12 protein-coding genes are annotated in these 15,740 nt (G+C 46.6%); 10 read left to right on the forward strand and 2 right to left on the reverse strand.

Annotated features, from left to right (window positions below; genetic code table 11):
* Positions 1-42: 42 nt before the first annotated feature.
* The 7 genes from FGT79_RS12730 to FGT79_RS12760 all read left to right on the forward strand — a co-directional run bounded on the left by FGT79_RS12730 (position 43) and on the right by FGT79_RS12760 (position 9,812).
* Positions 43-1,575 (forward strand): sugar ABC transporter ATP-binding protein, encoded by a 1,533-nt coding sequence (locus FGT79_RS12730; protein ID WP_138753196.1) that lies wholly within the window; start codon positions 43-45, stop codon positions 1,573-1,575.
* A complete protein-coding gene (locus FGT79_RS12735; protein ID WP_138753197.1) occupies positions 1,547-2,557 on the forward strand; it encodes an ABC transporter permease in 1,011 nt (336 codons plus the stop codon). Before FGT79_RS12730 ends, FGT79_RS12735 begins: the two co-directional genes overlap by 29 nt.
* Positions 2,554-3,594: a galactofuranose ABC transporter, permease protein YjfF gene (gene yjfF, locus FGT79_RS12740; RefSeq protein WP_138753198.1), complete on the forward strand. Its 1,041-nt coding sequence runs from the start codon at positions 2,554-2,556 to the stop codon at positions 3,592-3,594. The genes FGT79_RS12735 and yjfF overlap by 4 nt, the downstream gene beginning before the upstream one ends.
* A 142-nt stretch (positions 3,595-3,736) precedes the next feature.
* Positions 3,737-4,783: an ABC transporter substrate-binding protein gene (locus FGT79_RS12745; protein WP_138753199.1), complete on the forward strand. Its 1,047-nt coding sequence runs from the start codon at positions 3,737-3,739 to the stop codon at positions 4,781-4,783.
* Between the two features lie 106 nt (positions 4,784-4,889).
* Complete coding sequence (locus FGT79_RS12750; protein WP_212758576.1) at positions 4,890-6,686, forward strand: cache domain-containing sensor histidine kinase; 1,797 nt, start codon at positions 4,890-4,892, stop codon at positions 6,684-6,686.
* 40 nt (positions 6,687-6,726) lie between these two features.
* Complete coding sequence (locus FGT79_RS12755) at positions 6,727-7,932, forward strand: response regulator transcription factor (RefSeq protein ID WP_138753200.1); 1,206 nt, start codon at positions 6,727-6,729, stop codon at positions 7,930-7,932.
* Positions 7,929-9,812 carry a substrate-binding domain-containing protein gene (locus FGT79_RS12760; RefSeq protein ID WP_138753201.1) on the forward strand — a complete coding sequence of 628 codons (1,884 nt, stop codon included), beginning with the start codon at positions 7,929-7,931 and terminating at the stop codon, positions 9,810-9,812. Before FGT79_RS12755 ends, FGT79_RS12760 begins: the two co-directional genes overlap by 4 nt.
* A gap of 100 nt (positions 9,813-9,912) precedes the next feature.
* Here FGT79_RS12760 and FGT79_RS12765 read toward each other — a convergent pair whose 3' ends face one another.
* Together FGT79_RS12765 and FGT79_RS12770 are read right to left on the reverse strand one after the other, a co-directional pair.
* Positions 9,913-10,740 (reverse strand): aldo/keto reductase, encoded by an 828-nt coding sequence (locus FGT79_RS12765; protein WP_138753202.1) that lies wholly within the window; start codon positions 10,738-10,740, stop codon positions 9,913-9,915.
* 16 nt (positions 10,741-10,756) lie between these two features.
* Complete coding sequence (locus tag FGT79_RS12770; RefSeq protein WP_138753203.1) at positions 10,757-11,923, reverse strand: iron-containing alcohol dehydrogenase; 1,167 nt, start codon at positions 11,921-11,923, stop codon at positions 10,757-10,759.
* 198 nt (positions 11,924-12,121) lie between these two features.
* On the opposite strand from FGT79_RS12770, the gene FGT79_RS12775 reads away from it, so the two are divergent.
* The 3 genes from FGT79_RS12775 to FGT79_RS12785 all read left to right on the forward strand — a co-directional run bounded on the left by FGT79_RS12775 (position 12,122) and on the right by FGT79_RS12785 (position 15,728).
* A complete protein-coding gene (locus FGT79_RS12775; RefSeq protein ID WP_138753204.1) occupies positions 12,122-13,027 on the forward strand; it encodes an ArsR/SmtB family transcription factor in 906 nt (301 codons plus the stop codon).
* A gap of 244 nt (positions 13,028-13,271) precedes the next feature.
* Positions 13,272-15,341 carry a bifunctional aldolase/short-chain dehydrogenase gene (locus FGT79_RS12780; protein WP_138753205.1) on the forward strand — a complete coding sequence of 690 codons (2,070 nt, stop codon included), beginning with the start codon at positions 13,272-13,274 and terminating at the stop codon, positions 15,339-15,341.
* Positions 15,342-15,356: 15 nt separating this feature from the next.
* The gene (locus FGT79_RS12785) at positions 15,357-15,728 is read left to right on the forward strand and encodes a sensory rhodopsin transducer (RefSeq protein WP_138753206.1); all 372 of its coding nucleotides are present in this window, start codon (positions 15,357-15,359) and stop codon (positions 15,726-15,728) included.
* The last annotated feature ends 12 nt before the right edge of the window (positions 15,729-15,740 follow it).

The following is a 15,740-nucleotide window of genomic DNA, read 5'->3' on the forward strand; positions in this document are numbered from 1 at the left end:
TGATCATAAAAACAGAGTGTTCATAGAGGAAGGAGTGGCCTAATGAGCGGAAACGTTCTACTGAAGATGGATGATGTTAGCAAAACCTTTCCCGGTGTTAAAGCGCTTAGCGGCGTAACCTTTACCTTGCGAAAAGGAGAGGTTCATGCATTGATGGGCGAGAATGGCGCGGGAAAATCAACCTTGATAAAAGTGCTGACTGGCGTGCACGCGATGGATAAAGGTGAAGTGAAATTGAATGGAAGACAGATTACAGCAAGATCGCCGCAGGAGGCGCAAATGCTTGGAATCAGCACGGTGTATCAGGAAATTAATTTATGCCCTAATTTATCTGTGGCAGAAAATTTGTATATCGGCCGCGTGCCAAAGCGAAGAGGCTCGATCGATTGGAAACAGATGAACGAGGACAGCGAGCGCTTATTAAAACGGTTGAATTTAAATTTGGATGTGAAGCAGCCGCTGTCGGATTTCTCGGTCGCCATACAGCAAATGGTTGCGATTGCGAGGGCGGTGGACATGTCCAGCGGCGTTCTTATTCTCGATGAGCCAACCTCGAGCTTAGACAATCAAGAGGTGCAGCAATTGTTCGATGTCATGCGCAAGCTTCGCGACGAGGGGATGGGAATCGTATTTGTCACCCATTTCCTGGACCAGGTTTACGATATAACCGATCGGATCACGATTTTGCGCAATGGCGCTTTAGTCGGTGAATATGAGACGAGCAAGCTGTCAAAGAGCAGTCTCGTATCGAATATGATCGGACGTGAATGGAGAGAAGAGGACGAGCATCGCAAAAAGGAGCAGAGCTACACCTCTGAAGTAACGATGTCTACCCAAGCTTTAACGAGAGCGGGTTCTGTGAAACCAGTCAGCTTGTCCGTCAAGAAGGGAGAGGTTGTTGGGCTTGCTGGCTTGCTTGGATCGGGCCGCTCGGAGTTCGCCAATCTCATCTTTGGCATTGACCAGTCCGACAGCGGCATTCTGACGCTTGGTTCGGAGACGTTCCAGTCGATGAATCCCAAGAAGGCCATCCGTAAGGGAGTAGGCTTCTGCCCGGAGGATCGGAAAGTAGCAGGTATTGTGGGCGAGCTTACGATACGCGAAAATATAGTGCTCGCGCTTCAGGCGAAAAAGGGCATTTTCAACTATATCCCTTTAAAAAAACAGCAGGAAATTGCGCGGAAATTTATCGAGCTGCTTCGAATCAAGACGCCTAGCATGGAGCAGCGTATCGATAATTTAAGCGGCGGCAATCAACAGAAGGTTATTTTGGCACGGTGGCTCGCTACAGAACCAAGCCTGCTCATTCTCGATGAACCGACTAGAGGGATTGACGTCGGCTCCAAAGGTGAGATTCGCAAGCTGATTTTGGATTTGGCAAAGTCGGGGCTTTCGATCTTAATTATCTCTTCTGAGCTTCAAGAAATGATTGAATGCGCTGATCGGATCGTCGTGCTGCGCGACCGGATGCAGGTAGGTGAAATTAGCGGCGATTACATGACAGAAACCAATATTATGAAAATGATTGCAGAAGGAGGTGGTTCAGATGAGCAGTATTCGCAAACAGGCAGCTAGTATCATGCATACCAAAATCATTTGGCCAATTACGGCTTTAGCCGCCATCTTGTTGTTTAATTTATTTTTTGTTCCAGGTTTTTTTAATATCGAAATCAAGAACGGTCATCTCTTCGGAAGCTTGATTGATATCTTGAATCGTGCTGCACCCATTATGGTTATTGCCATCGGCATGACGCTTGTTATTGCGAAGGAAGGCATTGATATTTCGGTCGGCTCCGTCCTGGCGATAGCGGGTGCGGTTGCCATCTCTTTGCTCGGCGTCGTACCGCTTTGGATGGCCGTTGTCGCGGCTTTGATCGTCGGCGTATTATGCGGCTTATGGAATGGTTTATTAATCGCGTACTTAGGCATACAGCCGATGGTCGGGACTTTGATTCTCATGACCGTGGGACGAGGGATCGCGCAATTGATTACCGAAGGTAAGGTTCTCACGACTGACGATAAGGCTTTCGGATTTATTGGCAAAGGATTTTTCTTAGGTTTGCCATTCTCCATCTTTATCGCGGCATTCGTTTTTCTATTTGTTCTGTATTTGAAAAAGCGTACCGCGCTTGGGCTTTTCCTTGAGGCAACGGGCACAAATAAAATATCCAGCGAGTATGCGGGCGTTGAGCCCCGGAAAATTTACTTATTCGTTTATATCGTTTGCGGTCTCTGCGCTGCGATTGCAGGGCTGCTTGTCAGCTCGAATATTAGCAGCGCGGATGCGAATAATGCAGGCTTATGGATTGAGCTGGACGCGATCTTGGCGGTCGTGATTGGCGGAACCTCCATGCGGGGAGGACGATTCTTCCTTGCCGGTACGGTAATCGGGGCTTTGTTCATTCAGTCTCTCACGACAACGATCTACTCCATGGGCGTACCGCCTGAGCGCATTATGGTTGTGAAAGCGATTGTTGTTATCGTTGTAAGCTTGATGCAATCCGACCGTTTCAGACGAGTGTTCCAGCAGAAGAATAAACAGGCGGTGGCAGGATGAAGCTGAATCTTCGAATCAATCAGAACAATATTATTATTCTCTCAACATTGCTGCTTATTATTTTATTATACGGTGCCGGCTCAGTCCTCTACACCGGATTTTTCACATGGCAGGTTTTCTTCAATCTATTTATTGATAACGCTTATTTGATTATCGTTGCGACGGGGCTTGCTTTCGTTATTATTACAGGCGGAATCGATTTGTCCGTTGCTTCAGTCGTTGCATTCGTAAGCGTCGTATCCGCTGCGCTGCTGCAGGAAGGCATGAATGCATACGCGGTTATGGCCATTTGCTTGCTCATCGGTATTATGTTCGGAGCTGCGCAAGGCTACTTGATCCAACGCTTCGATCTGCATCCTTGGATTGTTACCCTTGCGGGCATGTTTCTTGCAAGAGGAGCGAGCTATTTCATAACGACGCAAAGCATCGTCATCGAGAACGCAACGTATACCGCTATTTCCAAATTCAAAATCAATCTGGTCGGGTCCAACTTCATCTCGGTGAGCGTCGTAATCGCACTCGCGGTCGTCGCTATCGCTATTTATGTCGCCAAATACACGGAATTTGGTAGGGCGGTATTTGCTATCGGAGGCAGCGAGCGCTCAGCAGTACTCATGGGCCTGCCGGTTCCTCGGATTACCGTATTGGTATACACCATTAGCGGTTTCTGTTCTGCGCTTGGCGGCATTGTATTCACCTTCTACATGTTGTCCGGCTACAATCTTCATCTAATGGGAATGGAGATGGATGCCATTGCCGCTTGCGTCATCGGGGGCATCCTGCTCACGGGTGGTTTTGGCTACTTAGTTGGTCCTTTACTCGGTGTTATCTGCTCCGGCATTATCCAAACCATCGTCATGTATCAGGGTACGCTTAGTTCGTGGTGGACCAAAATCGCAGTTGGCTTCCTATTGTTCCTATTTATTCTTCTGCAAAGGGTAATCGTTATCCGCAGGCAAAGACGGCGCATCATCAGCCATGCTGCGGGTAAACCAGCCCCAAACGGCGGGGATCGTCGAGCGCCTGCTTCCGTTTGAATGTGTAAAATACCATGAATGAAAATAACAGATAGTGCTGAATTTAGCAAAATATAACGTTATTATCTAAATACAATAAAATTGAAACGAATTATATTAATAATGTGATCAACACACAGCATATAAAGGGAGGAACAAAAAAATGTTTAAGTTTAAAAAGAGTTCTTTTGTCATGACAACGGTGTTAGCGGTGGGGCTTCTGCTATCGGCATGCAGCGGCAATGCAGCTAACAATAATGGAGGGAACGCCGCAACGAATGCAGGGACGGAGACGACGGCTCCTGCGCCAGAAGACAAAGGATCGGACAAAAAGATCGTCCTTGGCTTCTCGCAGATCGGTGCAGAGAGCGGTTGGCGGGATGCTGAAACACAATCAATCAAGGATACATTCGGCAGCGACGCACAGTTCGAGCTGAAGTTCTCCGATGCCCAGCAGAAACAAGAGAACCAAATTAAAGCGATCCGCACATTCATCTCTCAAAAAGTAGATGCGATCGCACTTGCTCCTGTCGTTGAATCCGGCTGGGAAACGGTGCTGGAAGAAGCAAAAGCAGCAAACATTCCCGTTTTCCTGCTTGACCGTACTGTAAAAGTAAGCGATGAGTCGCTGTATACATCGTTCATTGGTTCCGATTTCGTGCTTGAAGGACAAAATGCAGCAAAAACAATGATGGAGCTGCTTGGCGCTGATAAGCAAGTAAACATCGTTGAGCTTCAAGGAACGGTTGGCGCGAGCGCTGCGAACGACCGTCAAAAGGGATTCAAAGAAATTGTTGACGGCAACCCAAACTACAAGATCATTAAATCCCAATCCGGCGACTTTACCCGTGCGAAGGGCAAAGAGGTTATGGAAGCATTCTTGAAATCCGATGGCAAAAATATTCAAGCGGTTTACGCACATAACGATGACATGGCACTCGGCGCAATCCAAGCGATTGAAGAGTACGGCTTGAAGCCGGGAACGGACATTTTCGTCGTATCGGTTGATGGAATCAAACCGGCGTTTGAAGCGATCCGCGACGGAAAATTGAATGTTACGGTTGAATGTAACCCATTGCTAGGGCCTCAATTGAAACAAGCCATTCTTGATTTCAAAGAAGGAAAAACGTTGGAAAAATGGATCAAATCGGACGAGGATGTGTACTTCGGTCAAAAAGCGATCGATGCGTTGCCGAACCGTCTCTACTAAACGCGAATGCAACGAATTGCAAAGGGGCAAATGCCCCTTTGCAATTTGTTGTTTCCCATCAAAAAAAGTCGATATATACTGAGATTAAAAAGAAATAGGTGAGAATGTGCTTGCAGGCATCAAACGCTTGGAGATTGTCCAACGATTTCAAAATCGCAGTATTAGGTTCAAGCTTCTCATTTATTTTGTCATTATTATATTATTGTCGATCGTTACGCTAAGCGCAGTAGGCACCGGTGTTTACAAACGATCAATTGAAGATACGACCAATGAGCATACGATTCAGATGATGAAGCAGGTTAAAAATAATATCGTGTATTATTTCGATGAAATGGAAAATATTTTGGCTTATGTTGCGGACGACAATCAGGTGATGTCCTTTTTCAAGAAAGGGCTTGTAGCAGGCGTTGAGAGTACAGGCGCTCATGAGGCCGACATTGAAAAGGTAATTGCGATGTATGAACGCAGACATCCCGAAATCGCTGGTCTGTTAATCGTGAATAAACAGGATCAGTATGTAAGCAATAAAATGGAGAGAATTATTCGGGACCCGTTAACCTCGGAAGGCTGGTACAAGAAAGCGGTAGCTAAGCCTGATGAGCTGCTCTTAATCAGCAAGCCTATTGGAAGGAACATCAAATCGGAATACAATTACAGTGCCGATCAAGTGCTGTCTTTCGTCAAGGCGATTAAGGATCCAGATACGAATGAGGTGCTTGGCGTTATTTTGCTGGATATGGAGCTAAGTATTTTTCAAAAAACGATTGAGTCCGTGTCGTTAGGGAAAAGCGGATTCGTCTATATTACCGATTCACATGGCGGCATCGTGTATTCACCGGTTAATTTGATTGTTTACAGGATTGACAACGAGTGGTTGGAAAGCGGTTACACGAGTATGGAGAAGATAATCAACAATCGAGCCTTCCAAATTATGCAGGATCGATTCGAGCGTACGAACTGGAAAATCGTCAGTGTTTTTCCGCTCGATGAATCCAAATCGGTGGTCATCAAATGGCAGGTCTATACCGTTATCGTCGTACTGCTCACGATCATTCTAGCTATTATCGTGTCCTGGTTCTTTACGAATTCGATTATTAATCCGGTACGCAAGCTGCGGCGCATTATGCACCGAGTAGAGGAAGGCGAGCTGCATCTGCGTTTCAAAGGCGGTTCCAAGGATGAAATTGGTCAGTTGGGAGACAGCTTCAATAAAATGGTTCAGGAGATCGAGCAGCTGATTCATATGGTCTATACCGAGCAGAAAGAGAAAAGGGAAGCGGAGCTTAAAGTGCTGCAAGAACAGATTAAGCCGCATTTTCTGTATAACACGCTCGATACGATCCAATGGATGGCGCAGGACAGAGGGGCGGACGATATTGTTGAAATTATTATCGCGCTTACGAATTTGTTCCGGATAGGTCTCAGCAAAGGAAATGAAATGATTTTTCTTGAAGAAGAGATCAAGCATGTGGACAGCTATCTCATTATTCAAATGATGCGGTATGAGAGCAAGATTAGCTACGAGATTCAAGAAATACCCGAGAGCTTGAAATATAACCGCTTATTGAAGCTTATACTTCAACCGCTCGTCGAGAATGCGATTTATCACGGCATCAAAATGAAGAAAGGGAAAGGCCATATTCGCATTGAAACGGCACATATTGACAACCATCTTGTTTTGTCAGTTATCGATAACGGGCAAGGGATGAAGCCGGAGCAGCTGGAGCTTCTTGAGCAGGGCTTGAAGGATTCAAGTAATCCAGAGCATAAGAACGGGTTTGGCCTATTTAATGTTAATGAACGAATTCGTCTTACATATGGTGCATCCTACGGGATTGAGGTGGAGAGTGAATACGGCAAAGGTACAAGGATAAATGTGTACCTTCCTGTAAGCGACGATTGAGGCTGAAAGAGCTTCTTACTCACAGAAGGAGGAGAACAGCATGTGGAAATTAGTCATCGCTGATGATGAGCCAAGAATAAGAAGAGGTCTGCTGCAGGTGCTGCCATGGGAAGAGCTGGGCATTGAGGTCGTTGGCGAGGCAGAGGATGGAATCGAGGCGCTTGAGGTTGCCAAGGCAACGAAGCCGGATCTTATATTTGTCGATATTAACATGCCGTTTCTGGACGGATTGGCATTCGTCGAGCAGTTGCAGCTTGAGCATAAATGCCTGGTCGTCGTAATTACTGGTTATGATGAATTTACATATGCACAGAAAGCCGTAAAGCTGAACGTATTTGATTATGTTTTAAAACCGGTGGTCAAGTCTCAGCTCAAGGAATTGATTGACCGCGCCGTCATTGAGCTCGAGAAAAATAAAATAAAAGAAGAGTTCCATGCGTTTACGAGCAAGCAGCTGCAAAACAATTCGCTGCTGATCCGTGACCATTTTTTGCGGAGATGGATGAATGGATTGCTGGAGTCTGAAGAGGTCGTGAAAAATATTGAATATTTGCAGCTCCCGATTTATGCATCAACCCGGCTGGCCGTATTCAAGGTCGTGCAAGGCACTAACGTAGGTACGGTAAAAAAGGAATGGGGCAAGGATTTGCTCGAATTTGCTTCCAGAAACATCATAGAGGATCTGTTAGCGGATAGCGGCACACATATCGTGTTCGAGGATGAGAAGGGGTATATTGTCATTTTCTCGCCGATTGCGGATGAAAGTGAATGGATGAAGCAGTGTATGGCCATTCAGACGAAATTTGAAGAAATATTAGCGCGAATGGTCATTCACATGGATAGAGTCATGCAGGACGGCTTCTTGCACGCCGATCGTATTTATAACGAGCTTGTGAAAGGAATCAATGCGAAGGGCAGCTTGTCGCCTGTTGTGCTATTAGCGAAGAAGTTCGTTGAGCAGGCCTATGCGATGCCGAACCTTTCTTTGCAGGAAGTGGCTGACCAAGTGAGAGTAAGCCCGACCTATCTAAGCAAGCTTCTGAAGAAAGAGATTGGCGCCTCGTTCATTGATTATTTGACGGACGTGCGGATTAAGCATGCAGTGCTGCTTATGAATGATACCAGTTATAAGGTATATGAAATCGCAGAAAAGGTCGGCTATAACAGCCAGCATTACTTCAGCAATGCGTTCAAGAAAAAAACGGGCGTTTCTCCAAACTCCTACCGCAAAGGAAGCTGGACATGAAGGAAGCAAGGTACAAAATATTGTTTTTTTTCATTGCTTTCATGGCACTTTTAAGTTTATATTCCTGCAGCAATCAGACATCAACGATACCCGAAGAAGGCGTGAAGTATTTGATCGGGGTATCGCAGCCTAATCTGAACGAGCCATGGCGTGTCGTACTGAATGATGAGATTAAACGCGACGCCGGCGCTTATCCAGACCTGCGCGTTATTTTTACCGACGGAGGAAATGACAGCAAGCAGCAGGAAGAGGATTTGCACAAGCTGGTAGGATACGGCATTGACTTGCTTATTATTTCTTTGGATGATCCGATTCTGCTCACACCTACGATAACTGAAATCTATGAGAAAATTCCGGTTATCGTACTCGGTCGCGGCGTAACGGGTTATGATTATACGTTGTATATCGGGACGGATAATCGACTCATCGGGAGCAAGGCAGCGGGATACGCCAAGCAACTGCTTGAAGCAGGGGATAATCGGGTTGTCGAGATTCTAGGACTCAAAGGCTCGCCAACGGTAGATGAACGCAGCGAAGGCTTCCGTGAAGCACTGACTGACCGTAAAGATATTGTAATTGCGGAGTCGTTATATGCGGATTGGCAGCGCGATAAGTCGGAAGATTTACTTTTGGAAACGTTGGGGAAAGACACGGATATTGATCTCATCTTTGCCCATAATGATGCCATGGCATTAGGCGCTTCTATTGCTTTGAAGAAAAAAGGGATAACTGATGTAAAGATTATCGGTGTAGATGGCATCAAGGGTGACAACGGTGGATTGAATCTCGTGAAGGATGGCACGCTTACGGGTACTTTTACCAGCCCGACAGGTGGCGGAGAGGCCATTCGTTATGCGGTCGATATTTTAAATAATGAGAAGGGGATTCCTAAAAAAATTATTGTGAGAAGCCACCCGATTACGAAAGATAACATCAATGAATTTGGTGAACCGGAGTCCGTCTCTAAGGTTAAGCCGATAAGACAGGTAACCGAAGCTGCACCTATAAAAATCGGTTTCGCTCAGGTCGGCTTGGAGAGCGGCTGGCGGCTGGCGCATACCAATTCCGTTATCCACGCGGCTAAAGAAGAGGGAATCGAACTGCTTTACGAGAATGCGCTTCAGCAGCAGGATAAGCAAATCGACTCGATTCGAAAATTCATCGCATTGAAAGTAGATTTTATCGTGTTTTCCCCATTGGTGAAGACGGGCTGGGACGTTGTGCTGCAAGAAGCGAAGCAGGCCGGAATCCCTGTTATTCTCTCCGATCGTGAAGTGAAAGTAAGTGACGATTCTTTATGGACCGCCTACATCGGCTCGGATTTCGTAGAGGAGGGCAGGCGGGCGGCTCGATGGCTCACACAAGAAATGGGAGAGAGCCCCGAACAGGTGAACATTGTGGAGCTTCAAGGGACGAAGGATTCCGATCCGGCAGTGGGACGAAAGGTAGGCTTTGAAGAAATTATTAAGGATGAGCGCGGCTATCAGATCGTGCAGTCTTTGCAAGGTGATTTTACACTGGAAAATGGTAAGCAGCTCATGCTAGAAGCGCTTGATCAACACGGTGAAGACATCGATGTCGTATATTCCCATAATGACGACATGGCTCTTGGAGCCATTCAGGCCATTGAACAATATGGACTGAAGCCGGGTAAGGATATCAAAATCATTTCGATTGATGCGACTAGGGCTGCATTAAAAGCGCTAGGAACCGGTAAATTAAACTTTGTCGTGGAGTGCAATCCGCTGCTTGGGCCGCAGCTTATGAAAGCCGTAAAAGATTATATGGCGGGAAAAGAGCTTCCTATGAAGATTATTACATCGGAAGGGGTATTCACGCAGGATACAGCGAAGCGAGCGTTGGCAAGAAGGGAGTATTAATCCACAGTGTTATATTTGGAGGTGATAACTATTAATAAATCGGTCAGCTAAAACATGGATTCCATGTTTTAGCTGACCGATTATCATGATCTGTTTTTTACTAGAAATTGAAGTTATCCGGATCTGGGCCGAAGCGGTGATCGCGGTTAAGCTCGCTAATTTGTGTGACTTCCTCATCGGTCAATGTAAAGTCGAATATATCTGCATTCTCCTGTTGGCGTACAGGGTTGATCGATTTCGGAATCGTAACGACCTCGTTCTGCAAATCCCAACGAAGGACAACCTGAGCAGGAGATTTGCCATATTTGGCGCCAATCTCGGTGAGGACACTCTGATCCAGATTTCCCTGCATGAGAGGACTCCACGCCATTAACTGTATATGGTTATTTCTGGTGAAGCTATGAAGCTCATTTTGCGTGAGAAGCGGGTGATATTCGACCTGATTGACCATTGGTACGATTTCACTTGAGGAGATAACATCCTGCAGATGATGAATCTGGAAGTTGCTCACCCCGATCGAGCGAACGAAGCCGTCACGGTATAGCTTCTCAAGCGCACGCCAGGTTTCCGTATACTTGTCTTTGACAGGCCAATGAATGAGCAGCAAATCGACGACATCAATACCGAGCTTACGTCTGCTGTCTTCGAATGCAGTAAGGGTGGAATCGTAGCCTTGATGGGCATTCCAAATTTTTGTCGTGACAAAAATCTCATCTCGAGCGATGCCGCTGTTTCGGATTCCGGCACCTACACCTGTTTCGTTGTTATAGGCTGCTGCTGTATCAATGCTTCTGTAGCCGGCTTCAATAGCAGAGGCCACTGAACGTTCTGCTTCTCCGTCGTCTTTAACCTTCCATACGCCAAGGCCGAGCCAAGGCATCTTCACGCCATTGCTAAGCGTAGTTGACTCTGTATGTGCTTGTGTCATCGATTAACAACCTCCTCTAGAGTGATAATTCCAAAATCGCTTTAACATCTTGTTTATCCAGACGTTTGAATGATCCGATTGCGCCGTAGCGAACGGCTTCCTCCGCCATGCGATCTAACTTCTCGCTACCAATCTCGAAGTCTGCAAGACGCGACTCGGCACCGATTCGTGTGAAGAAATCTCTCGTTGCCTGAATGCCTTCAAGCGCCGTTTCCTTATCCGATTTCCCTTCTGGATTAACGCCCCATACGCGCGTAGCATATTGAACGAAACGATCGATCCGCTCTTCGTGAACATATTTCATCCAGTTCGGGAAGATAACGGCTAGTCCAGCACCATGCGGAATATCATAGATCGCACTTACTTCATGCTCGATGCCATGGGATGCCCAGTCATTCGCCATGCCGACGCTGATCATGCCGCCGTTCAAAGCCATTGTTCCTGACCACATCAGGTTAGCGCGTGCTGCAGCATGTTCCGGATTCTCGAGTGCAAGCTCAACGTTCTCAATGACCGTTTGCAGAATGGATTCACAGAAACGCTCTTGCAGCGGTGTGTTTTCCGTTAAGCTGAAATATTGCTCGAATACATGCGACATAATGTCAACAGCGCCGTTAACTGTGTGGTTGCGCGGAACCGTATAAGTAAGCGTAGGATCGAGAATGGAGAATTTAGGATACGTATGGGAGCTGCCGAAGGCACGCTTCAAATTCTCTTCCCAGTTCGTTACGACAGCTGATCCGTTCATCTCGGAGCCTGTTGCAGCAAGTGTTAGAATCGTTCCGATTGGTATAGCTTTCTGAACGGCTGCTTTGCCTGTGAAGAAATCCCATACATCGCCATTGTATGGCACGCCTGCAGCAATCGCTTTGGATGCATCAATAACGCTTCCGCCGCCAACTGCAAGAATGAAATCAACACCTTGCTCGCGACAAATCGCAATCCCTTTATTTACAGTGCTTAGGCGAGGGTTCGGTTCAATATTGGGAAGCTCATGCACCGTAATGCCGGCTTCTTGAAGCAGGCTGACTGTTTTATCGTACAAACCTGTTTTTTTCACACTTCCTGATCCATAAACAAGGAGAACCGTTTTACCATACTTTTCCGTTAGCTTTCCTACTTGATCGGCAGTGCCTTCGCCAAACACAATGTGAGTGGGGTTAACAAATTGGAATGAGTTCATGCCGTACCTCCTCTATCGATTTGAAAAAACGAATTAGGTAACTAGAATAGTAACTAAATATCGTTTTAGTTATGTATACGCCGTTTATTTTAGTGAAATACGGTTGGAAAGTCAAGTTTTCCTCATAATAGGCATTGAAAGGATAACTTTTTAGTTATATAATGGGTTGCAATTAGATAGAAGTAAAGGGGTACGGGCATGCAAGTTGAAGTAAGCAGTCGCAATATGAAGTTTCTAGAATGCCTTTCGTCGCTGACAAGGGTCAAGATGATTGAATTGCTCGGAGTTCAACCGATGAATATTAAAAGCCTCTCTGAGGCGCTAGACATAAAGTCTCCTATTGTAACGAGGCATATACATATGCTGGAGGAAGCAGGTATTGTTCGGAGCGAGAACGTGGCTGGCAAACGAGGTATGCAAAAAATATGCCATCTTCAGCTCACGCAGACGATGCTGCTATTCAAGAGCTCGCCGGCTAAAGACGAAGCGAAGCGTTATGAGGTTTCACTTCCGGTCGGCAACTATTCTTCCTATCAAATCAAGCCGACATGCGGACTGGCATCCGATACGCAAATGATTGGCATGTGCGATGATCCGCGATATTTTGCCGATCCCGAGCATGTTCAGGCCAAAGTACTATGGTTCGGATCGGGTTTTGTGGAGTACCGGATTCCGAATTATATGGTTAATAACGAGATGCCTGAATCATTGGAATTGTCGATGGAAATATGCTCAGACACGCCATGCAGCATCAATCATCTGCCATCGGACATCGCGTTTACGATAAACGGCGTAGGTGTAGGTGTGTGGACTTATCCTGGCGATTTCGGCAGTACGAGGGGATTGTATACACCGGAGTGGTGGCACAAAAACATTCAGCATGGCTTAATTAAGACGATTCGCGTCAATCGGCTGGGCTCGTTTATTGATGGCATTCAAGTATCGAATGTGACGATTGATCAGCTCATGCTTGCTTACGACAAACAAATTGTGTTCCGCATCTCTTGCAGCCAGGCTGCCAAAAACTGCGGCGGCGTAACCTTGTTCGGCAAAGGCTTCGGCAATTACAACCAGGATATTGAAGTCATTCTTCGCTGCCAATAAGGGATGGCTGCTAGAGGGCCTATAAGCTATGCATGAGAGTCAACCTGATAGCAGGTTGGCTTTTTTTCGTTGGGAAAATTATGCGATTCTCAAATCGGCGGCTGTAAACGCAAATGTGTTTGAAACGGGTAAGAGTACGGAAGCAGTTTGTTTCCGTTTATGTTTGAAATAAATATATTCAAACACAAACAAATATGTTATGATCCAATCAAACAAATACAAAACAACATTCGGAGGTATATCCATGGTACAAAGTTTATGGGAAAACGAGAAATCATCACAGCTTGAAGGCGGACTAGCTGAGCTTGTCTACCGTTCCAATATTATCGGCGCGGATCGCCGCGTATGTAATTACGGTGGCGGCAATACATCCACTAAAACTACGGTTAAGGATTTCCGCGGTCGTGACGTTGAAGTCATGTACGTGAAGGGCAGCGGCTCTGATCTGGCTTCTATGAAGGCAGGCAACTTTACCGGACTTCGTATGGACGATATCCGTCCGTTATTTGAGCGTTCTGAAATGCCTGACGAGGAAATGGTTGCATACCTTGTGAACTGTATGATCGATTCCAAGCATCCGCGTGCATCCATTGAAACGCTGCTGCATGCTTTCCTTCCATTCAAACACGTGGATCATACGCATCCGGATTCCATTATCAGCCTGTGCTGCGCAGACAACGGCAGAGCGCTTGCGAAAGAAATTTTCGGCGACCGCTTTGTATGGGTACCTTATGTTCGTCCTGGCTTTAACTTGTCCAAAATGATTGCAGAAGGTGTACTCGCCAATCCGAATGCCGAGCTTGTGCTTATGGAGAAGCACGGACTTGTCACTTGGGGTGAAACGAGCGAGGAATGTTATGCACAAACGATCAAAATCATTTCCGAAGCGGAAGCATTCATTGAATCCCGCTTTGACGAAGCATCGCTGTTCGGCGGTGTGAAATATGAAGTGCTTGAGTCAGATGCTCGCAGAAGCGTAGCTGCTCAAGTGATGCCGACTATTCGGGGAGCAGTAAGCGATGCGAAAAAAATGATTCTAACATTTGATGATGAAGCGGATGTACTTGCGTTCGTAAGCGGTCAGGACTCCCCGCAATTGTCTCAAGTCGGAGCAGCGTGCCCGGATCATCTCGTTCATACAAAAGTTGTTCCGCTCTTCATTGATTGGACGCCTAACGTAGATGATATTGACGGTTTGAAAGCGAAGCTGTCTGAAGGCATTGCAGCTTATAAAGAGCAATACAAAGCGTACTTCGAGCGCAACAAAAACGAAGGCGATGTTATGTTCGAAGCGGCGCCGCGTGTTATTCTTATTCCAGGTATCGGCATGATCAACACGGGTAAAAGCTGGGCAATGGCACAGGTTAGCGGAGCGCTTTACCATCGTGCAATTGCAGTTATGCGCGGCGCAACAGCGCTTGGCGATTTCGTATCACTTAGCGAGAACGAATCGTACAACGTGGAATATTGGCCGCTTGAGCTTTACAAATTATCGCTTGCTCCAGCAGAAACGGAATTCTCTCGCAAAGTTGCTTTCATCACTGGCGGTGCGGGCGGAATCGGAAGCGAAACGGCTCGTCGCCTCGTGTCCGAAGGAGCTCATGTTGTGCTGGCCGATCTTAATCTTGAAGGCGCACAGAAGGTCGCTGCTGAGATTAATGAGAAGTATGGCGATAACCGTGCGACAGCAGTTAAGATGGACGTGACTAGCGAAGAGCAAGTCATTGCAGCATATGCAGACACGGCACTTGCTTACGGCGGCGTTGATATTATTGTGAACAACGCTGGACTTGCAACATCCAGTCCGTTCGATGAGACATCGCTCAAAGAGTGGAATCTGAACATGAACGTGCTCGGAACAGGCTACTTCCTCGTAGCTCGTGAAGCTTTCAAATTAATGAAGCAGCAAAGCATTGGCGGGAATATGGTATTCATCGGATCGAAAAACTCGGTATATGCTGGTAAAAATGCATCTGCATACAGCTCGGCAAAAGCGTTGGAAGCTCATCTTGCCCGTTGTATCGCTGCTGAAGGCGGAGAATTCGGTATTCGCGTCAACACCGTTCTGCCAGATGCCATCTTGCAGGGCTCAGCGATCTGGAACGGCAGCTGGCGCAATGAGCGTGCAGCAGCTTACGGGATTGAGCCGGATCAGCTGGAAGAATATTATCGCAAACGCACGACTCTGCTCGTGAACATCTATCCGCGCGACATCGCAGAAGGCATTGCGTTCTTTGCTTCTTCCAAATCGGATAAAACAACCGGATGCATGCTGACAATCGACGGCGGCGTACCTGCAGCTTTTACACGTTAGGAGGCAGAAAACGATATGTTTCAAGCGCGAGGAGAAAAGTATTGGTATATACCGGACGGCTTTATTCCGCCTGATAGTACAGGAGCACTCACCAGCCATGAATCGGTTTGCGTGCTGAACTGTTCTTCTGAAGAAGCACTTATTCGTTTTACGATCTTTTTCGAGGATCGTGAGCCGCTTGAAGATATTTTAGTTGTCGTACAGGGCAGACGTACGAAGCATATCCGCACGAGCTCTCTAGTGAAGGAAGGGACGTCAATTCCAATTGGCGTTCCTTACGCCATCGAGGTGCAGAGCGATATAGCAATTATCGTGCAGTACAGTCGTCTTGATTCGACACAGGCAGAGAATACGTTAATGTCAACGATGGCTTTTCCAATGAAATAATTAACCTTATAA

The sequence above is a fragment of the Paenibacillus sinopodophylli genome, from assembly GCF_005930355.1.
In the GTDB taxonomy this organism is placed as follows: domain Bacteria; phylum Bacillota; class Bacilli; order Paenibacillales; family Paenibacillaceae; genus Pristimantibacillus; species Pristimantibacillus sinopodophylli.